The following is a 19,838-nucleotide window of genomic DNA, read 5'->3' as shown; positions in this document are numbered from 1 at the left end:
CCAGGTCCTTGATCACCGGGAAGCCGCCGGCCCGCCACGGTTCGACGTCGATCACCGCGCCGTCGGCGAACGAACGCATGTGCAGCTGGCAGGTGGTGGTCGGCACCGGGGACGAGCCGCGTCCGTGGGCCGAACCGTTGATCACCACACCGCACATGCCGCAGATGCCCTCGCGACAGTCGTGGTCGAAGGCGACCGGTTCGATGCCTTCGACGGTCAACTGTTCGTTGAGCAGATCGAGCATCTCCAGGAACGACATGTCGGGGCTGACGTCGGCCAGCTGATAGGTCTGCATGGCGCCCTTGGCATCGGCGTTCTCCTGCCGCCAGACCCGCAAGGTGATGTTCACTTGTAACTCCGTTGCTTCAGCTCGATGAACTCGTATTCCAAGGGCTCCTTGTGCAGCACGGGCACGTCGCCGGTGTACTCCCAAGCTCCCACGTAGAGGAACTGGTCGTCGTGCCGCAGCGCCTCGCCGTCCGGCGTCTGCGATTCGGCCCGGAAGTGGCCGCCGCAGGATTCCCGCCGATGCAGCGCGTCGACGCACATCAGCTCGCCGAGTTCGAGGAAGTCGGCGACCCGCCCGGCCCGCTCCAGGGTCTGGTTGAACTCCTCGTTCTCACCGGTCACCTTGACGTCGCGCCAGAACTCTTCGCGCAGCTCACGGATCAGCCCGATCGCCTTCTTCAGGCCCTCCTCGGTGCGTTCCATGCCGCAGTATTCCCACATGATCTGGCCGAGCTCCTTGTGGAAGGAGTCCACCGTGCGGCTGCCCTGGATGGACAGCAGCGTGTCGATCCGCTCCTGCACGCTGCGTACCGCGGCGACCACCTCGGGGTGGTCCGGCGCGATCTTCGGGAACGGCGCTGCGGCCAGATAGTCGTTGATGGTGTTGGGCAGCACGAAGTAGCCGTCGGCCAGGCCCTGCATCAGCGCGGACGCCCCGAGCCGGTTCGCGCCGTGATCGGAGAAGTTGCACTCGCCGGTCGCGTACAGGCCGGTGATCGAGGTCATCAGGTCGTAGTCGACCCAGACGCCGCCCATCGTGTAGTGCACCGCCGGGTAGATCCGCATCGGCACCTCATAGGGATCCTCGGCGGTGATCTGGGCGTACATGTCGAACAGGTTGCCGTACTTGGCCGCGACCCCGTCCTTGCCGATCCGCTTGATCACCTCGGCGAAGTCGAGGTAGACGCCGCGGCGCACCATCTCGATCGAGCCGTCCGGCTGCTTCTCGGCGACCGCCGGGCCGACACCGCGTCCCTCGTCGCACATGTTCTTGGCCTGCCGGGACGCGATGTCGCGGGGCACCAGGTTGCCGAACGCCGGATAGATCCGCTCCAGGTAGTAGTCGCGGTCCTCTTCGGGGATCTGCCGCGGATCCTTGTCGCAGTCCTCGGCGCGCTTCGGCACCCAGATGCGTCCGTCGTTGCGCAGCGATTCGCTCATCAGGGTGAGCTTCGACTGGGTTTCGCCGTGCACCGGGATGCAGGTCGGGTGGATCTGGGTGTAACAGGGGTTGGCGAAGTAGGCGCCCTTGCGGTGGGCCCGCCAGCCGGCCGTGACGTTGCAGCCCATCGCGTTGGTGGACAGGAAGAAGACGTTGCCGTAGCCGCCGGTGGCCAGCACCACGGCGTCCGCGAGATGGGTTTCGATCTCACCGGTCACCATGTCGCGGGCGACGATGCCGCGGGCGCGTCCGTCGACGACGATCAGCTCGAGCATCTCGTGCCGGGTGAACATCTGCACCGTGCCGGCCGCGACCTGCCGTTCGAGCGCCTGGTAGGCGCCGATCAGCAGCTGCTGCCCGGTCTGGCCGCGGGCGTAGAAGGTGCGCTGCACCTGGACGCCGCCGAAGGAGCGGTTGTCGAGCAGACCGCCGTACTCACGGGCGAACGGGACGCCCTGGGCGACGCACTGGTCGATGATCCGGCCGCTGACCTCGGCCAGCCGGTAGACGTTGGTCTCCCGGGAGCGGTAGTCGCCGCCCTTCACGGTGTCGTAGAACAGCCGGTACACCGAGTCGTTGTCGTTGCGGTAGTTCTTCGCGGCGTTGATGCCGCCCTGGGCGGCGATGGAGTGGGCGCGGCGGGGGCTGTCCTGGTAGCAGAAGTTCAGCACGTTGTAGCCGGCCTCGCCCAGGGACGCCGCGGCCGCACCACCGGCCAGGCCGGTGCCGACGATGATCACCGTCAGCTTGCGCCGGTTGGCCGGGTTGACCAGTTTCGCCTCGAACTGCCGCTTGGCCCACTTGCCCTCGATCGGCCCGGGCGGTGCCTTGGTGTCATGCACCTCGGCGCCCTCGCGCCAGTACACGCCGCCGGTGGTCGCCACCTCACGCTCAATGGTCTGGGTTGCCATCACTTCACCGCCCCGAACAGCACCGCGAGCGGCGCGATCATGAATCCGACATACAACAGGATCGCCACCGCATAAGCGATGATGTTCCACCACTTGCGGCTGGTCGCCGAGGTGTTCGCGCCCAGCGTCGCAAACGCGCTCCAGAAGCCGTGCCTGATGTGCATGCACACCGTCACCATCCACAGCGCGTAGGCGAGCACCAGCCACCACTGCTGGAACGAGGCCACGAACATGTCGTACGCCCCGGCGTCCGCGGCGAAGCCGGTCCTGATGGTGCGCGAGGTGAACTGGAGGATGTGGAACACCAGGAAGCCCGCCAGGATGACGCCGCCCCAGCGCATGGTGCGGGCCGAGTAGGTCTGCTGGATCGGCTTGGAGTTGACGTACTTGGTGCCGCGGGCCCGCCGGGCACGCACCGTCAGCGTCGCCGCCGACCAGATGTGCAGCACGATCGCCGCCAGCAGGAAGGTGCGGAAGATCCAGATGAACCAACCCTTCGGCACCAGCGGGTAGAGGATGTCCCCCTTGAGCCACTCGGCGTAGTGATCGAAGGATTCGGCACCGAAGAACACCTTCAAGTTGCCGTACATGTGCATCAGCAGGAACCCGATCATGATCAGGCCGGTCACCGCCATCAGCGCCTTCATGGCCACGGATGAGCGGACGGCCCGAGCGCGTGGGGAAAGAGTCGTCGTCGCCACGAGAGTCACCATATTCCCCTTGCGGCGGCCATGTTGAACGGATGGCCAATGTCGTCACGGATGAGACGAAAGGTCTCGTGACTCGGGCGGGCGATGGGGTGCGACGGTGCCCACGCCATGGGGCGAGGTCTCCCACCTGCGCGACCGCCGTCCATCCCGGCGAGCGAGTCGGTGACCGAAAGAACCGTCCCCGGGGGGGGTTAGTGACGGCCGCGGGCGTAGGTCTTGCCGGGCTTGGTGGGGCCGAGGATGTCGTCCAGGCTGACCAGGGTGTAGCCCTTGGCGCGGAGCTTGGTGATCAGGGTGGGAACGGCCTTGATCGTCCAGGGGTGGATGTCGTGGGCCAGCACGATCGCTCCGGGCGCGATCTGCGGCAGGGTGACCTCGACGATCTTGGCCGGCTTGTTGTACTGCCAGTCCAGGGCGCCGGCACTCCACAGCACGACCGCTTGGCCCTGCTTGCCGGCCACGGCGTCCACGGCGGCGTTGTGCAGGCCGTAGGGCGGGCGCAGGTAGTGCGGCTTCACGCCGGTCACCTTGGTGATCAGCTTGGTGTTGTCGACGATCTCCTGGCGCGCCTTGGACGCAGCGATGCGGGTGAGCATCGGGTGGCTGATGGTGTGGTTGGCCACCGTCATACCCGGGGTGGTGGCGATCCGCTTGGCCACCTCCGGGTGCTGCCGGATCATCGTGCCGACCAGGAAGAAGGTGGCCGGCACCTTCTCCTTGACCAGGGTGTCGAGCAGTTTGGGAGTTTCTGGGCCGGGGCCGTCGTCGAAGGTGAGGGCGACGCATTTCGCCTTGCGGCAGTCGATCGCGGGCGTCTCAACCGGACCGCTCGGCGAAGGGCTGCCGGTGGCGGTCGGCGTGCTCGGCGCCGTCGAGGGTGCGGTGCCGTCCGGGCTGGGTCCGGCGGAGCTACCCGTGGACGGGGCCGCGCAGCCGGCCAGCAGCACGGTCAGGACGCAGACGACGGACAGGAGTCGGGAGCGGGTCACCGGACCAGTGAACGCCTTCCGGAGCGGGATTCCCAGCCGACGCGCGACGGTCGCGGTCGAACCGCGTCGATGTGCGGACGCCGGGCGTCACGCCGAGAGGGAACGCTGGTACGCGCCGGGCGGCTGGCCGAATGCCGTGGCGAACACCCGGCTGAAGCCGGACAGGTGCGCGTAGCCGAGCCGCCGCGCGACCGCCGTGAGGGGTTGGCCCTCGTCGAGCAGGTCGCGCGCGATGCTCATCCGCAACTGCAATCGCCAACGCTCGAACGGTTCGCCCGTGGTGGCGATGAACTCGCGACGCAACCGCGCCGGATCGACGCCCAGGCGTTCCGCCCAACCCGTCAGCGAGCAGGCATCGGCCGGCGTGCTGCGAATCCGATCGGCGATCACGCCGACGCGTTGCTCCGGTTCACTCGGCCGGTCAGGCGATGGATCGGCGGCCTCCAGCGCGCGGATGAACGAGCTGGACTCGTCCCGGTCCGGACGCAGCGCGGACCGGGTGAGCACCAACGCCTGCAGCAGCCGCGGTGCGGCCTCGTCCGGGAATCGGACGACTCGCCCGTCGAGACCTGATCCGCGGGCTGCTCGCCACGCCACCGGCAGCACGATCGTGTCCTCGTCGAGCTCCATTGCGTGCGGGATGTCGGCGGGCAGCCAGACCAGGTCGCCCCGCTGCAGTTGCCTGCGCCGTCCGCCGATCCGGATCTGCGCTACGCCCCGGTACACCCACATGGCGATGTCGGTATCGCTGACGCACTCCCAGGTGGTGACCGCGGGGATCCGTGGTGTCGGCAGACCCGCGCTCATCGGCGCTTGCGTGGATCCCCGCTGGATCAGCGTCGAGACGGTACCGATCAGGTCGAGGGTGCCCTCCGCGGCGGCGTGGCTATCGCGAAGGCGGCGGGCGTACTGGCTCGGCGTCAGCCCGACCTGCCGGCGGAAGGTGCGGGTGAAGCAGGCGGCATCGTGGATGCCGACCTGGCCGCCGGCCCAGCCGGCATGGTGACCGTCGGCGAGGAGTGCGGCGGCCGCAGCGATCCGCACCGCGGTGCGCCACTGGGTGAAACCCATTCCGGTCTCACCGGCGAACTGTCGCTGCAACGTCCGGGTGCTGACCGCCACACGGTCCGCGAACTCGTCCACCGTCGAGGCGCTCGCCGGCTCGCTGAGGACCGTGCGCGCCACGTCCAGGGCTTCTCGCGAGGCCGGCAGCGGCGGCATGGTGATCCTGATCCCGGCGGCCGTCAGCCGCGAGCCCGCGACCAGTTCGACCAGGCCGGCGGCGTCCATCGCGACGCCGTGCAGGTAACCGAGCGTGCACGCATACCGCCAGACCAGCCAGTCACTCCACTCGGACGGGATGGTCAGCACAGCCACCCGGCGAAGATCCTCAGGCACGTCGCCGGCGGGAACGAAGATCGGGACAGCCAGCGAGTCCTCGTCCACCACCACCGTGTGCTCGAGCCCAGGCGGCAGCCACAGCGCCTGTCCCGTGCTCAACTCATGGCGCGTCAACCCGGTGGCCACCCGCGCCGTTCCCGTGTGCACCCACAGCAAAAGCGACTCGCGGGCGTTGCTGATCGGCCCGACCCGGCAACCGGGCAGGCCACCCCGGATCAGGGGCGCGGCGGCAACGGCGATCGACATCTCGGGATAAGAACCTGTCAGCAGCGGACAAGAGGTCTGAGTAAGGCAAGCCTTATCTTACCTACTGTGCCGCTGCCCCGAGGCGGCAGCACCAACGACCCCGACCAACCCGCCGGCAGCCCTCGGCCTGCCGGCCTTCCGCACGACCACGGCCGCACCGCGGCTGGAAAGGCTGTCATGACCCGCCACCGTTCCGAACTCGGACCCGCCGGCGCCTCTCTCGCGTTTCCGACGTCCCTTGCGCGCCTCGTCCGCGGGGGTGTCGCTGCGCTCGCCGCGGCTGCCCTGCTGCTCACCGGTTGCTCGACCGCCGCACCCGAACCGGCCACCACACCGAGCTCCTCAGCCCCCGGCCTGCTGCCGCCGGGTGAAGGCACCACCAGCTACCCGCTCACCCTGAAGAGCGGCTGGGGCGAGACGGTGCTGCAGAAGCGCCCCGAGCGGATCGCGGTGATCGGCGGACTCGGTGACTTCGAGGCCACCCTGGCGCTCGGGGTGAGCCCGGTCGTCGCGCCGGCCAAGCCGGACGACGAACCCTGGTACGCCCCCTATGCCGACGCGCTCAAGGACGCCACGGTGATCGACCCGTGGGCGGACACGCTGGCCGTGGAGAAGGTCGCAGCCGCCCGTCCCGACCTGATCGTGGCCCTGGGGTACTCCAACCTGGACCAGGTCTTCACCAAGCTGAAGGCCATCGCACCGGTGCTGGCCGTGCAGGAGAAGGGCGCGTTCATCCCCGATTGGCGCACCACCACGAACCTGATCGGTGCGACCCTTGACCTGCCGAGCCGGGCCAGCGAGGCGATCGCCGCCACCGACCAGCACATCGCCAAGGTGGCCCAGGATCATCCGCAGTGGCAGGGCCGGACCGTCGCGATCGTGATCAACCGGGGCTCCGAGTTCGGCGTCGAACTGGTCAACAACAAGGGTTCGCAGGCCGAGAAGCTGCTCACCGCCCTGGGTTTCGCGCCGCACCCGAACGCCGCGAAGATGATCGACAAGCAGGGCTACACCACTGTCAGCCTGGAGAACCTCAGCATCGTCGATGCCGACGGCATCTTCCTGTACCAGCACGGCGGACGCGGCGAGGCGAAGGATGCGGCGGCCTGGCTGGCCAAGAGCCCGCTCTACCAGCGGCTGAAGGCTGTGAAGGCGGGCAACGTCGCGATCATCAGCTCCGACGACAAGGCTTCGACCAGCCTGCCGTGGGCGTTCAGCTGGCCCAATGCCCTGAATCTGCCTTGGACGGCGGACCAGCTCGACCAGGCCTTCGAAGGTCTGTTCGCCAAGTAGCAGCCGAGCCACGACGCCCACCAGGAGGATCCATGCCCGCCAGTCTTCGCCAGCTCGACATCTTCCCGATCACCACCCGGCGCCTGGAGGTGCTGCGGGTCACCGACGTCTCCCCCGGCATGCGGCGGGTCACCCTCGGCGGCCCGGCCCTGCGGGCGCATGTGGCCGAGAACGGCTACCCGGTGGCGGCCTTCCGCTCCGACGGCTTCGACGACGAGTTCAAGCTGTTCATGCGGCATCCGGACGTCGTCGAGGCGGTCGGACCCACCCAGGCCGACGGGGTGCTGAACTGGCCGCGGGACCCGCATCTGCTGACCCGCACGTACACAGTGCGCCGCTGGGACGCCGAGCGCGGCGAGGTCGATGTGGAGGTGGTGCGGCACGGGGTGGGTCCGGCGACGACCTGGGTGTCCCGGGTGCAACCCGGGGATCAGATCCAGATCGCTGGGCCGAAGATGTCGGCGGGGCATCCGCGCGACGCCGATTGGGTGCTGATTGCCGGCGACGAGACGGCGCTGCCGGCGATCGGGCGGTGGCTGGCGGAGTGGCCGTCCGGAGCGCGGGCCCAGGTGTTCATCGAGGTGGCCGAACCTTCGCATCAGGTCGCGCTGCCGGTGCCGGAGGGCGTCCGGCTGACCTGGCTGAGCCGGGACGGCCGCCCCGCGGGCAGCACCACGCTGCTCTACGACGCGATCACCACGGCCGACTGGTGGGCGGGCACGGTGTTCGCCTGGGTGGCCGGGGAATCGCTCACGCTGACCCCGATCCGGCGCTGGTTGCGCGGCGAGAAGGGGTTGGCCAAGGAGCAGGTCGAGGTGACCGGCTACTGGCGGGTACAGCCGGGCACCGCCGAGGCGAACGCGGGGGCCGAGCAGCCGTCCGACGAGATCGTCGAAGGCGACGAGGAGCGGTTCCACGAGCTCCGCGAACTGGCCCCCGGCTTCGCCGTCCGCGTCGCCGCCACGATCGGGCTGGGCGGCGCCCTGGCAGGGCGTCCCCGGACGCTGGCGGGACTGGCCGCCGACATCGGCGCCGACCGGACCGGGCTGCGCAAGCTGCTGCGCTACCTGGCCGCCCTGGGCCTGGTGACCCGCGACGGCGAAAGGTATGCGCTCACCTCGCTGGGCCGAGAACTCGAGGACGACGACACCAGCGCCGCGCTCGATCTCGACCGGCTGGCGGCCCGCACCGAACTCGGCGGCCTGCTGTCGCTGCTGGCGGCGGTGCGTACCGGACGCGGTGACCACGCCCGCTGGTTCGGCTCGGAACACGAACAAACCGTGCTGGACGACCCGGAGCTGGCCCGGGAACGGGCCGAGGAGGCCGCCGACGGCGCGGAATACTCCGGCGGTGCACTGGCCGCCGCCCCGGTGTTCGACGAGCTGCGCAGCGTCGCCCTGATCGGACCGGCCGCGGGCGCACTCGCCGAAGCACTGGTCGCCGCGCGAGACGAGTTGGCTGTCACGATCGTGGCCGCGCCTTCCGAGCTGGCAGCGATCAGCCGGGTACACGACCCGCATCCCCGGGTGCGGCACGAGCCGGGCAGCGGGCTGCATCCGCGTCCGGACGCCCATGACGCCGTCCTGCTGGCAGGCGTGCTGGAGCGACATGCCGACGCCGACGCCGCGCATCTGCTGCGACAGGCCGCGCAGAGTCTCACCGGGGGCGGCTCGGTGTTGGTCTTCTCGGAGGTGATGGACCACGATCTTGCCGACGAGCACGACTACGAGGAGGACCTGGTGGGTTTCGCCCTCACCGGCGGCGGGCTGCGCGACCGGGACGAGTTGGCCGGGCTGTTCGCGCATGCCGGCCTCGACGTGGCCGAACGGCTCACCTTCGGCTGGGGCGAGAGCCTCTACCGACTGCAGCCACAGCGGACGGCCGGGTGAGTTTCTCCCCCAGCACACATTCGAGTTCGCCGTCCGTCGCGGCCGCGGCGTCCGAGGGTCCCTCGACGACGGGAACCCGCAAGCTGCTCGGCCTGCTGCTGGTCGCCGCCGCGCTGGCGATCGTGGTGCCGGCCAGCCTCGCCCTAGGCTCGAACCCGCTGCCCTGGGACGAGGTGTGGCACGGGTTGTGGTGGCCGGACGACTCGGAGGCGTCGATCATCGTCTGGACGTTGCGGGTGCCGCGCACCGTGCTGGCGATCGTGGCCGGTGTCGCCGCGGGCGTGGCGGGCGCGCTGATCCAGGCGGTCACCCGCAATCCGCTCGCCGACCCGGGCATCCTCGGGGTGAACGCGGGGGCCGGTTTCGCCGTGACGATCGGCGTCGCCGCCTTCGGTGTCACCACCATCGACGGCTTCCTCTGGTTCGCGTTCGTCGGCGCGATGCTGGCGACGATCGCGGTCTACCTGATCGGGTCGGCCGGCCGCGGCTCGGTCGCGCCGGTGCAGCTGGTACTCGCCGGGGTGGCGCTGGGCGCCGTCCTGGGCGGCGTCTCCACGTTCCTGACCCTGATCGACAAGGAGACCTTTCGCACGCTGCGCCACTGGGGTCTGGGATCGGTGGCCGCGGCGTCGCTGGAGGAAACCCTGACGGTGCTCCCGTTCCTGCTCGTCGGCCTGGCGCTCGCGCTGCTGATCGCCGGCTCGCTGAACGCGGTCGCGCTCGGCGACGAGCTGGCGACCTCGCTCGGCGCCAGCGTGCTCCGCACCCGCCTGCTGGGGATCATCGCCGTCACCCTGCTGGCCGGCGGCGAGACCGCACTGACCGGCGGCATCGGCTTCGTGGGGCTGATGGTGCCGCACGTGGTCCGCTGGTTCACCGGACCCGATCAGCGTTGGATCCTCGGGTTCACCATCCTCACCGCGCCCGTGGTGGTGCTGGCCGCCGACATCGTCGGCCGGGTGATCGCCCGGCCCGGCGAGATCGAGGTCGGCATCCTCACCGCGGTGGTCGGCGCCCCGGTGCTGATCGCGCTGGTGCGCCGTCGGAAGGCGAGCGGACTATGAGCATCGACTTCGGCTACGCCCACCAGGATCTGCGGGTCGGTCGCACGGTGTCCGTCCGGCTCCGGCTGCGCAGTGTGCTGGTGAACGGGGTGCTCGCCGCGGCGACCGTGACGCTCGCGGTAATCGGGCTCGGCTTCGGCGACTACCCGCTCGACCCTGGCCAGGTCGTCCGGGCACTGCTGGGCGGCGGCGAAGAGTTCCACCGGATGATCGTCGTCGAGTGGCGGCTGCCCGTGCTACTGGCGGCGATCGTCTTCGGGGCGCTGCTCGGGGTGGGCGGCGCCGTGTTCCAGTCGCTGACCCGCAACCCGCTCGGTTCGCCTGACATCATCGGCTTCGACGCGGGTGCCTACACCGCGGTGGTGCTGGCGATGCTGATGTTCCAGGTGCGCGACTACTGGAGCATCGCCGGCGCGTCGATCGTCGGTGGCCTGCTCACCGCGCTGGTGGTCTACCTGCTCGCCTACCGACGCGGCATCCAGGGCTTCCGGCTGATCATCGTCGGCATCGGCGTGTCCGCCCTGCTGGGTTCGCTGAACGCCTACCTGATCACCCGCGCGGACCTTCAGGACGCGATGACGGTCGGGTTCTGGGGCGCCGGCTCACTCGGCCGGGTGGATTGGGAGAGTCTGACCCCTTCGCTGCTGCTCGCGGCCGTCACCCTGAGCGCCGCGACGCTGCTCGCCCCGGCACTGCGGCAGCTGGAACTGGGCGACGACGCGGCGCTCGCCCAAGGGGTGAATGCGAACCGGGCGCGGCTCGGGCTGCTGATCGCCGGGGTAGCCACCACTGCCCTGGTCACCGCAGCCGCCGGTCCGATCGGCTTCATCGCCCTGTGCGCTCCCCAGGTGGCCCGGCGGGTGGCCCGCACGCCGGGGGTCTCGCTCGCCGCGTCAGCCTTCATGGGGGCGGCGCTGCTGACCGCCGCCCAGTTCCTGTCGCTGCTGATCGCGTTGTTCTACCGCGCCGTCCCCGTCGGGTTGATCACCGTCTGCCTGGGCGGGATCTATCTGATCTGGCTGCTGATCCGAGAAACGAGACGACACCTATGACCGCGACCGATCCCGTCCGGCTGTTCGCCGAGCACGCCACCATCGGCTACGACAAGCGGGTGGTCAGCCACAGCCTGTCGGTCGCCATCCCCGACGAGTCCTTCACCATCGTGGTCGGGCCGAACGCCTGCGGAAAGTCGACGCTGCTGCGTGGGCTCTCCCGGCTGCTGCGTCCCACCGAGGGCCGGGTGGTGCTCGACGGCGCGGACATCGCGTCCTACCCGGCCAAGGAGGTGGCCCGCCGGCTCGGCCTGCTTCCCCAGACCTCGTTGGCACCCGATGGCATCCGGGTCGCCGACCTGGTGGCGCGGGGACGTTTCCCGCACCAGAACCTGATCCGGCAGTGGACGGACGTCGACCAGCGGGCGGTGGCGGAAGCGATGGCCGCAACCAGGGTCACCGACCTGTCGGCGCGGCTGGTCGACGAGCTTTCCGGCGGCCAGAAGCAACGGGCGTGGGTGGCGATGGCACTCGCCCAGCAGACCGGCATCCTGTTGCTGGACGAGCCGACCACCTTCCTCGACATCACCCATCAGATCGAGTTGCTCGAACTGTTCACCGACCTGCACCGCAGCGGGCGCACGCTGGTCGCCGTGCTGCACGACCTGAACCATGCGGCGCGCTACGCCACCCACCTGATCGTGATGAAGGACGGCCGGGTGGTCGCCGAAGGCCCGCCGGCGCAGGTGGTCACCGCGACCCTCGTTCAGGAGGTCTTCGAGTTGCGTTGCATCGTGGTGCCCGACCCGGTCGCCGGGACGCCGCAGGTGGTGCCGCTGGGCCGGCTCCCCGAGCCCCCGGTCTCGGACTGGCGGTGAGCGGCCCGTGGGCCGGGCACTAGAGCAGGTCGGGACGCCGTTCCCGCGTCCGCTCCACGGCCTGCTCGCGGCGCCATGCGGCGACCTGGCCGTGGTGTCCGGACAGCAGCACCTCGGGCACGCGCAGCCCGCGCCAGCTCTCCGGCTTGGTGTAGGTCGGGTACTCCAGCAGGTTGTCGTGGCCGGGCGCGTGCGATTCCTCGATCAGCGACGCCGGGTTGCCCACCACGCCGGGCAGCAGCCGGACCACAGCCTCGATGATCGCCAGCGCGGCGACCTCTCCCCCGTTCAGCACATAGTCGCCGAGGCTGACCTCGGCGGTCCGCATCCGGGTCGCGGCGTGCTCGACGACCCGGGCGTCGATGCCCTCGTAGCGTCCGCAGGCGAAGACCAGCCGCTTCTCGGCGGCCCATTCGTGCGCGATCTGCTGGGTGAACGGCGTCCCGGACGGCGTGGGCACGATCAGCACCGGCTCGTCGGCCTCGTGGCCCGGCAGGGTCAGGAGCTCATCGAACGCCTCTCCCCATGGCTCGGGCTTCATCACCATGCCGGCGCCACCGCCGTAGGGGGTGTCGTCGACGGTGCGGTGCCGGTCGTGGGTCCAGCGGCGCAGGTCGTGGACGGCGACGTCCAGCGTGCCGGCACGGATCGCCTTGCCGACCAGCGACAACTGCAGCGGTGCGAAGTACTCGGGAAAGATGCTGACGATATCGAGCCTCATCGGCCCTCCTGGCTCGGTGCGGGTTCGAACAGTCCGGGCAGGTCGACCACCTCGACGACTCCCGTCGCCAGGTCGACCACCGGCACCAGTTCGGTGACGAACGGCACCAGATGCTCACCGGCCTCGGAGCGGACGACGAGCAGATCCTGTCCGGGGTTGTGCACGATCGAGGCTATCCGGCCCCTCAGCAGGCCTCCGGAGCGCACCTCGAGGCCGACCAGTGCCGCGTCGTGGAAATCCCCCGGGTCGGACTCACCGACCTCCACCTGGGCCCACAGCTCGGTGCCGCGCAGCGTCTCAGCGCGCGACCGATCGGTGTAGCCGTGGAAGGTCACCACCAGCAGGTCCCCCTGCCAACGACTGGCCCTCACCTCCAGGCGCTCACCGTTGATCGTTCCGGCACGCAGCACTGCGCCGGGTGCGAAGCGCTCCTCGGGGAAGTCGCTGGACAGCCGGATCGTCACCTCGCCGCGCAGGCCGTGCGCGCGTCCGACAGTGCCGACCACCACGTCCACGGTGGGCGCCATCATTCCTCCTGTAAGTCCACGAGGACGCCCCCGAGCAGGCTCGAGGGCGTCCGATGTGTTGGGAAGGTCAGCGGCGGCGCTGGCGTTGCCGGCGGTCGACGTCGACGAAATCGACCCGCACCGTCTCACGGCCGGCCAGGGCACCGACGACGGTGCGCAGCGCGCCTGCCGTGCGGCCCTGGCGTCCGATCACCTTGCCGATGTCCTCGGGATGGACCCGGACCTCCAGGGTGCGCGGACGACGCCGGTCGGAATCGGTGACCCGGACGTCATCCGGGTTGGCGACCAGGCCGCGCACCAGGTGCTCCAGGGCATCGGCGAGCACGATCAGGCCTCGTCGGCGGCGGCAGCCGCGTCCGACTCGGCGGCCTTCTTCTTGCCGGTGCTGATCGCGCCGCTCGCCGGAGCGTCGTCGGCCTCGGCCAGCGCCGCGTTGAACCGGGCAACCTTGTCGGCCTTCTCGGGCTGCGGGGCGATGCCCGACTCCGAGGTTTCGCCGGTGAACTTCTGCCAGTCACCGCTGCGCTTCAGGATGGTGACGACGGCCTCGGTGGGCTGCGCGCCCACGCCGAGCCAGTACTGCGCCCGCTCGGAGTCGATCTTGATCACCGAAGGGTCGTTCTTCGGCTGGTAGAGACCGATCTCCTCGATCGCCCGGCCGTCGCGCTTGGTGCGCGAGTCCATGACGACGATGCGGTAGTGCGGCGAGCGGATCTTGCCGAGCCGCTTCAAACGAATCTTGACAGCCACGTGTGTGGTTTCTCCTGTGGGAAAGCCTGAGCAACGTCTGCCAGGCTGGACGGGTGAGGCCGGCCCCCATCGTGGGGAATGGGTGCGAGTCTCGGGTGGACCGTTCGAGTCGGCGATGAGAGGGCACCGGCGCGGACGACGCGCCCAACATTGTGCCAGATCGCCGCCGGAAACCGCGAACCGGCCCCCCGACGTCCGGGGACGGTTCTTCCGCGTCCGAGTTTCGCATCTCGGGGGACGGTTCTTCGGCGTCCGAAATTCGCATCCGCGGGGACGGTTCTTGAGCGTTCGAGATTCGCACGTCCAAGAACCGTCCCCCGAGATGCGAAACTCGCACTCCCGGAGAACCGTCCCCCGACGTGCGAGCGTTACCCGGGCGAGGGTTCGGCTCGGATATCTTGTGGCCGATCAGGCGAAGGGTGAGGCCATGGCGCAATGGGACGCGTTCATCTCCTACGCGCGCTCGGCGTCCACCCTCGAGGCGGTCAGCCTGCAGACCGCCATCCAGACCTTCGCCAAGCCGTGGCACCGGCTGCGGGCCGTCCGGATCTTCCGGGACGACTCGTCGATGTCGGCCAACCCGGCGCTGTGGTCGACCATCGAAGAGGGCCTGCGGGACGCCCGGTGGCTGGTGGTGCTGCTCAGCCCGGCAGCCGCGGCGTCCGACTATGTCGCCAATGAGATCCGCTGGTGGCTGCACCACAAGGACGCCGACCACATTCTGCTGGTCCACGACGAGGGCACCTTGGGCTGGGACCGGTTCCGCAACGACTTCTCGGACGCCAGCGACTGCGTCCCGGCGCCGCTGCGCGGGGCGTTCCGCGAGGAGCCGCGGTGGAGCGACCTGAGCTGGTTCGACGCGACCGGCTCGTCCGGAACCGCTGATCCGCGCTTCCGCGAACGGGTGGCGGACCTGGCGGCCGCGATCCGCGAAGTCCCCCGGGACCAGCTGCTCGGCGAGGACGTCGCCCAGCACCGCCGCAGCTGGCTGCTGGCCAAGCTCGCGATCAGCGGGCTGAGCCTGCTGCTGATCGCCTCGATCGTGGCGTCGATCGTCGCGGTGCTGCAGCGCAACGAGGTGCTCCGGCAGGCGAACAGCCTGCTCGCCCGGCAACTTGCCGCCACCTCCGATTCGCTGCTCGACCGCGACCTGCGCCGGGCGCAGCTGCTGGCCGTCCAGGCCTATCGGACCGACCCGACCCCGCTGACCCGAGCGGCGCTGCTCCGCGCCGGTCTGGCCAGCCCGGCACTGCGTCGAGTCCTTCCCTTCGCGGCCCGGATCAGCGTGATCGAGCCGTCCAAGGACGGCCGGTTCGTCGGTGTCGGGCTCGAGACCGGCGAGGTGTTCAGCTGGGACGTCGCCGCCACGGCACCGGTGTCACGCCTGAAACTGGCCCAGCGGGTCAGCGCGGTGGGGATCAGTGACGACGGCGTCACCGTCGCGGCGGTGGACGGCCGCTCGGTCCTGGTGGCGACGGCGTCGGGGCCGGCCACCATTGCGCTACCCGCCGGGCAGCTGCCTCGCGCCGTTGCGGTGGCGCCGTCCGGGCAAGGCATCGTGGTGGGCTCCGACGACGGCAGCCAGCAACGGCTGACCCTGGTCGACCGCACCGGCGGGACCCAGAACACCGTCGCCGACCCGCTGGCGGTCAACGGCCCGGGCACCGCCGACCTGCGGTTCCTGGACAACGAACGGGTGCTGCTCGAGGGTGGAGCGATCGAGGTACGCCGCTTCCCGTCGTTCACCCGGATCAGCCGGGGCGAGTTCGTCTACGGCGCCCGCGAAATGCCCGGACGGATCTCGGGTGACGGCCGTTTCGCCACAGCCACCAACGGAAACCCGGAGGTTCCGGTCTGGCCGGTGGACGGTGACCAGAACCGGCCGACCCGGCACGCGGTGGTGCCGATGATCAACGAAGCCGCCTCCGCCCTCAACCACAACGCCAGCCTGATCGCCGTCGCCGATGCCGGCGGCATCCACCTGGCGCAGGTGCGCCCGATCCGGGCCTCCGGCAGCACCGACCAGCCACAGACAGTGACCGGCCTCAGCCAGGTGAACAACCGCGGCCTCGCCTTCCTCGGCACCAGCCGGCGGCTGGTCGCGGCGTCCGGCTCGGAGCTGAGCCTGTGGGATCCGGATTCGGCAGGCCGGACGGCGTCCACCTCGGAGATCGATCTGCCGTTCTCGTGCACCGCATGTCGTCCGCCGATCGTCGCGCTCTCCTCCGACGGTGTCAGCATGGCCGTCCGGGACGGCACCGCCGCGACGACCGCGGTCGCCAACGTGCCCGGTGAGGGCGGCGGGCCCCTCGGCCGCTACTCTCCGACCTCCCCGGTCGGTGGCCTGGCGCCGCCGGTCTGGCTGGCCGACGGCACGGTGCTGCAGCTGGCGTCCGGCAGTCGAACCCTGGGCGGCACGCTGGAGGGTCCGCTGCCCGGGCTTCCGGAGGGCTTTGCGGGCTGGGCGATCGGGCGTCCGGACGCCGAAATCGTCGCCGTCCGGCAGTCCTCGGACGACTCGACGCTTGTAGTGGTCACCTCCGACGGGTGGATCGGGCGCTATGAGACGCGCACCGGACGCCAGCTCGGCCGGGCGCAACCCGGCGGCCTGGGCTCGGTGGGACGGGCCACGATCAGCCCCGACCTGACCTCCGTCGCCCTCAGGTTGCAGGAAACCGCAGAACTCGTCGTGCTGGACGCCGCCACCGGCACCGAGCGGTTCCGGTTGGGCAACAAGATCGACGGCGTGGACGAGGCAGCTTTCGGAGCGGAGTCGCTGTGGGTGCGCTACTTCGGCGGCACGCTGAGCGAACACGATCCCGCGACCGGGGAACTCCGGAAGCGATTCCCCGAACGGTTCTTCGGCTACGGCGCTCCGGTGGTCACCAACACGATGCTGGCGGTCCCGACCGATGTGGGCGTCACCCTCTACGACCTCACCGACGGCTCACGGCTGGGCGGCGTGGACTTCCCCACCGACAGGCGAGCCGACCGTCACGGAATCGATCTCAGCAGCGACGGCTCGCGGCTGGTGACGGTCTTCGAGGCCGCGGACGACGCCGCTTCCGGACTGGTGGTGAGCACGGTGCTGGATCCGGAGCGGCTGGTGGCGATGGCCTGCCGGACCTCCGGCGCCAGCCTCACCGTCGACGATTGGCAGGCCCTGGTCGGGGGCACGCCGCCGGCCGACCTGACCTGCCGGTGAATGCTCGATGGTCGAGCCTGTCGAGACCTGGCGGAACCCAGCGAGGCTTCAGACAGGGTCTGACAAGGGTCTCGACAAGCTCGACCAACGGTGGGTGAGCCGGTCACGATCGGTGGCTGCTACTCCTCGGCGATCTCCAGTCCGAGCCAGTCGGCCAGAGCCCTGATTTCCGCCTGGACGGCCTCGGCGGTGCCGGGCGCCCAGTCGCCGTCGGCGTGGAGGCGAAACACCCGCAGCAGTCCCGCCTTGCGGTCGGCCTTCGCGTCCAGCTTTCCGATCAGGGTGTCGCCGTGCAGGATCGGCAGCGCGAAGTAGCCCCAGCGGCGCTTCGCGGCCGGCTTGTACATCTCCAGGACGTACTCGAATCCGAACAGCGCCTCAGCTCGGGCCCGGTCGAACACCAGCCGGTCGAACGGCGAGAGCAGCGCCGTCCGACCGTCGAAGCGGCGCCCCAGGTCATCCAGTCCGATGGGATCGACGCGCCACTCGCCCGGCACGTCCGCCACGACGGCGGGCTCCCCCGCCTGCCCAACGTCCATCCGTTCCAGCGGCACCTCGGTCTGCTTGGCGCGGGCGATGCCGAGGGACTGCAGCCGGCGCTCATCGCGGCGGGCATCCACCTCGGCGTCACTCGCTTCCGGTTGGTCGCCGGGGTACCAGCGCTCGGCGAGGTCCCAGCGGCGCTCCCGCCCCTCGCGTCCGGCGATGGCGACCTCGCCGAGCCGGACCAGCAGCTCCAGCATCTGGGTGACGTTGCGGTTGTTGGTCCAGCCGGTCGAACCCCAGGATTGCTGCGCGGTGTCGGGAATCTCTCCGGTGAGCAGCGGTCCGCGTTCGCGTAACAACGCCAGGATGTCGCGGCGGAAGCGGTCATTGGCCGCCACCCAGTCGGCGGTCTTGGCGTAGCGCAGCGGACGCCGCATCAGCGCCCGGTACAACGGCAGGTCGGCGACCGAGCGGTACATGCCGTCGTACTCGAAGACGGTCTTGTCGGTCTCGACCGCCTCCTGCAGGTGCGCGTGCTCGTAGCCGCCGCCCAGCCGGGTCCACAGAATATGGTCCTCGCTAGGGGCGATGGCATTGGTCGGGTCGATGTTGAGCACTGTCAGCTCGTCGACCACCTCGGCGACCAGCGCCGGCCGGTGGGCGTCCAGCAGTTGCGCGCGGACCGCGATCCGCCGGGCGTCCTGCCGGCTCAGCCGATGCGGTTCCATGGCGGGACACTAAGCACCCGCCGAAGGACGCGGCAACCGCTGGTTGAGCTTGTCGAAACCTGTTCGCGCCTGGACGGGGTCTCGACAAGCTCGACCGACGGCAGGTCGACAGCTATCCGGTTGCGGTTCCACCCATGACGCGGCCGTTGAGGATGATCAGCGTCGGTTCGCGCACCACCGAGATGTTCACCCGCGGATCCTCGGCGAACACCACGATGTCGGCCGGCGCACCCTCCTCGATGCCGGGATGCCCGAGCCAGCGTCGTGCGTTCCAGGACGCCGCACCGAGCGCGAAGTCGTTGCCGCCGACCTGAGCCAGCAGTTCGATCTCGGACGCGATCAGCCCGTGTCCGTGGACGCCGCCGGCGTCGGTGCCGGCGTAGACCGGGACGCCGGCGTCCACCGCCTTGCCGATGGTCTCGAACCGCCGGGCGTGCAGCGCCCGGATGTGGGCGGCGTAGCGCGGGAATTTGGCCTCCCCGGCGGCCGCGAACTGTGGGAAGTTCTCCAGGTTCACCATGGTGGGCACCAGTGAGACCTGGCGTTCGGCCATGGCGGCGATGGTGTCGTCGTCCAGGCCGGTGCCGTGCTCGATGCCGTCGATGCCGGCGTCCACCAGTTCGGCGACCGAGCGTTCGTCGAAACAGTGCGCGGTGACCCGGGCACCATGCTCGTGGGCCGCCTCGATCGCTTCCTTCGCGACCTCCTTGGGCCACAGCGGGGTCAGGTCGCCGGCGTCCCGGTCGATCCAGTCGCCGACGATCTTGACCCAGCCGTCCCCGCGTTCGGCCTGGGTGACCACCTCGTCGACGAGTTCGTCGGGTTCGACCTCCTCGGCGAAGTTGCGGGAGTAGCGCTTCGGCCTGGCGATGTGCCGTCCGGCCCGGATGATCTTCGGCAGGTCCTCACGGTCCTGCAGGAACCGGGTGTCCAGCGGCGAACCGGCGTCGCGCAGCAGCAGCGCACCCGCCTCACGATCGGTGATCGCATGCTCCTCGGCACGCTCCTCACTGACCGCCCCGTGTGATTCCAGCCCGACGTGGCAGTGAGCATCGACCAGGCCCGGCATGATCCAGCCTTCGGTGACGATGGTGATCGCGTCCGCCACCGGTTCGAAGCTGATCACCCCGTCATGCAGCCACAGATCGCGCTCATCCCCCTCAGGAAGGACGACGCCACGCAGATGCAGCCGTTGCGGCGGTCCGACCGGAACCTCGCTGCGGACGTGGGTGTGGGTGTGCCCGTCGTGGGTGTGCGTCAGCGAGGTCAGCGGCCCTAAACCGGGCGGCATGTCATGACTGTGGGTCATGATCCGATCCTGTCACCACTGCCGCGCCGGCGGTGGAAGTCCAGCCAGTCCGGCAACTGACTGACACCATCGGGAGCCACTGGCGCTCTGCAGAGCGGCAGCGGCTCGCCAAGGTGTCAGTCAGTTGAAAGGGGTCTCGACAAGCTCGACCAGCGGGTGGGGACGGTTCTTCCGGTCCACAGTCGGCACGTTGACCACCGGCGAGCCGGGCATGGACGACATGCCCTGGCGGTAGGCCGGCCATACCGATTCGGGAGCGACAGCGGCCGTTGCCGGCTACGAGCAGTGG

At 69.9% G+C, this 19,838-nt stretch carries 17 protein-coding genes; 6 read left to right on the top strand and 11 right to left on the bottom strand.

The features are described 5' to 3' along the window. The 5 genes from Q0066_RS04390 to Q0066_RS04370 all read right to left on the bottom strand — a co-directional run. Window positions 1–349: 2Fe-2S iron-sulfur cluster-binding protein (locus tag Q0066_RS04390; protein WP_298130415.1), on the bottom strand; the 349-nt coding region annotated here is incomplete at its 3' end. After that, window positions 346–2,361 carry a fumarate reductase/succinate dehydrogenase flavoprotein subunit gene (locus Q0066_RS04385; protein WP_298130412.1) on the bottom strand — a complete coding sequence of 672 codons (2,016 nt, stop codon included), beginning with the start codon at window positions 2,359–2,361 and terminating at the stop codon, window positions 346–348. The genes Q0066_RS04385 and Q0066_RS04390, both read right to left, overlap by 4 nt. Beyond that, window positions 2,361–3,008, bottom strand: coding sequence for a succinate dehydrogenase cytochrome b subunit (locus Q0066_RS04380; RefSeq protein ID WP_298130417.1), 648 nt, complete (start codon window positions 3,006–3,008; stop codon window positions 2,361–2,363). The genes Q0066_RS04385 and Q0066_RS04380 overlap by 1 nt, the downstream gene beginning before the upstream one ends. Window positions 3,009–3,262: 254 nt before the next feature. After that, the gene (locus Q0066_RS04375) at window positions 3,263–4,060 is read right to left on the bottom strand and encodes a polysaccharide deacetylase family protein (RefSeq protein WP_298130409.1); all 798 of its coding nucleotides are present in this window, start codon (window positions 4,058–4,060) and stop codon (window positions 3,263–3,265) included. Between the two features lie 87 nt (window positions 4,061–4,147). Further along, window positions 4,148–5,707: a helix-turn-helix domain-containing protein gene (locus Q0066_RS04370; RefSeq protein ID WP_298130406.1), complete on the bottom strand. Its 1,560-nt coding sequence runs from the start codon at window positions 5,705–5,707 to the stop codon at window positions 4,148–4,150. A 177-nt stretch (window positions 5,708–5,884) separates the two neighbouring features. On the opposite strand from Q0066_RS04370, the gene Q0066_RS04365 reads away from it, so the two are divergent. From Q0066_RS04365 to Q0066_RS04345, 5 genes are read left to right on the top strand one after another with little or no spacing between them, the layout of a single operon-like run. Then, a complete protein-coding gene (locus Q0066_RS04365) occupies window positions 5,885–7,000 on the top strand; it encodes an ABC transporter substrate-binding protein (RefSeq protein ID WP_298130404.1) in 1,116 nt (371 codons plus the stop codon). Between the two features lie 32 nt (window positions 7,001–7,032). Then, window positions 7,033–8,889, top strand: coding sequence for a siderophore-interacting protein (locus Q0066_RS04360; RefSeq protein WP_298130402.1), 1,857 nt, complete (start codon window positions 7,033–7,035; stop codon window positions 8,887–8,889). Beyond that, window positions 8,886–9,953 (top strand): iron chelate uptake ABC transporter family permease subunit, encoded by a 1,068-nt coding sequence (locus tag Q0066_RS04355; protein ID WP_298130399.1) that lies wholly within the window; start codon window positions 8,886–8,888, stop codon window positions 9,951–9,953. Before Q0066_RS04360 ends, Q0066_RS04355 begins: the two co-directional genes overlap by 4 nt. Beyond that, the gene (locus Q0066_RS04350; protein ID WP_298130397.1) at window positions 9,950–11,005 is read left to right on the top strand and encodes an iron chelate uptake ABC transporter family permease subunit; all 1,056 of its coding nucleotides are present in this window, start codon (window positions 9,950–9,952) and stop codon (window positions 11,003–11,005) included. Before Q0066_RS04355 ends, Q0066_RS04350 begins: the two co-directional genes overlap by 4 nt. Next, window positions 11,002–11,823 carry an ATP-binding cassette domain-containing protein gene (locus Q0066_RS04345; protein ID WP_298130395.1) on the top strand — a complete coding sequence of 274 codons (822 nt, stop codon included), beginning with the start codon at window positions 11,002–11,004 and terminating at the stop codon, window positions 11,821–11,823. The genes Q0066_RS04350 and Q0066_RS04345 overlap by 4 nt, the downstream gene beginning before the upstream one ends. A gap of 19 nt (window positions 11,824–11,842) precedes the next feature. On the opposite strand, the gene trmD is transcribed toward Q0066_RS04345, so the two are convergent. The 4 genes from trmD to rpsP form a co-directional block, all read right to left on the bottom strand. Beyond that, window positions 11,843–12,544 (bottom strand): tRNA (guanosine(37)-N1)-methyltransferase TrmD, encoded by a 702-nt coding sequence (gene trmD, locus Q0066_RS04340; protein WP_298130393.1) that lies wholly within the window; start codon window positions 12,542–12,544, stop codon window positions 11,843–11,845. Then, the gene (gene rimM, locus Q0066_RS04335; RefSeq protein WP_298130392.1) at window positions 12,541–13,071 is read right to left on the bottom strand and encodes a ribosome maturation factor RimM; all 531 of its coding nucleotides are present in this window, start codon (window positions 13,069–13,071) and stop codon (window positions 12,541–12,543) included. Before rimM ends, trmD begins: the two co-directional genes overlap by 4 nt. A 67-nt stretch (window positions 13,072–13,138) precedes the next feature. Next, window positions 13,139–13,396: an RNA-binding protein gene (locus tag Q0066_RS04330; RefSeq protein ID WP_298130391.1), complete on the bottom strand. Its 258-nt coding sequence runs from the start codon at window positions 13,394–13,396 to the stop codon at window positions 13,139–13,141. Between the two features lie 2 nt (window positions 13,397–13,398). Then, complete coding sequence (gene rpsP, locus Q0066_RS04325) at window positions 13,399–13,821, bottom strand: 30S ribosomal protein S16 (RefSeq protein ID WP_298130389.1); 423 nt, start codon at window positions 13,819–13,821, stop codon at window positions 13,399–13,401. A gap of 427 nt (window positions 13,822–14,248) precedes the next feature. Between rpsP and Q0066_RS04320 the strand changes: the two genes are divergently transcribed. Continuing rightward, window positions 14,249–17,026, top strand: coding sequence for a TIR domain-containing protein (locus Q0066_RS04320; RefSeq protein WP_298130387.1), 2,778 nt, complete (start codon window positions 14,249–14,251; stop codon window positions 17,024–17,026). 119 nt (window positions 17,027–17,145) lie between these two features. On the opposite strand, the gene Q0066_RS04315 is transcribed toward Q0066_RS04320, so the two are convergent. Next, the gene (locus Q0066_RS04315; protein ID WP_298130385.1) at window positions 17,146–18,240 is read right to left on the bottom strand and encodes a crosslink repair DNA glycosylase YcaQ family protein; all 1,095 of its coding nucleotides are present in this window, start codon (window positions 18,238–18,240) and stop codon (window positions 17,146–17,148) included. A gap of 112 nt (window positions 18,241–18,352) precedes the next feature. Continuing rightward, window positions 18,353–19,549: an amidohydrolase family protein gene (locus tag Q0066_RS04310; protein ID WP_298130384.1), complete on the bottom strand. Its 1,197-nt coding sequence runs from the start codon at window positions 19,547–19,549 to the stop codon at window positions 18,353–18,355. Window positions 19,550–19,838 lie beyond the last annotated feature (289 nt).

It is taken from the genome of Micropruina sp. (assembly GCF_027492755.1).
Lineage (GTDB): Bacteria > Actinomycetota > Actinomycetes > Propionibacteriales > Propionibacteriaceae > Micropruina.
Note: the sequence above shows the minus strand (reverse complement) of the source record. Positions and strands in the feature narration are given on the sequence as shown.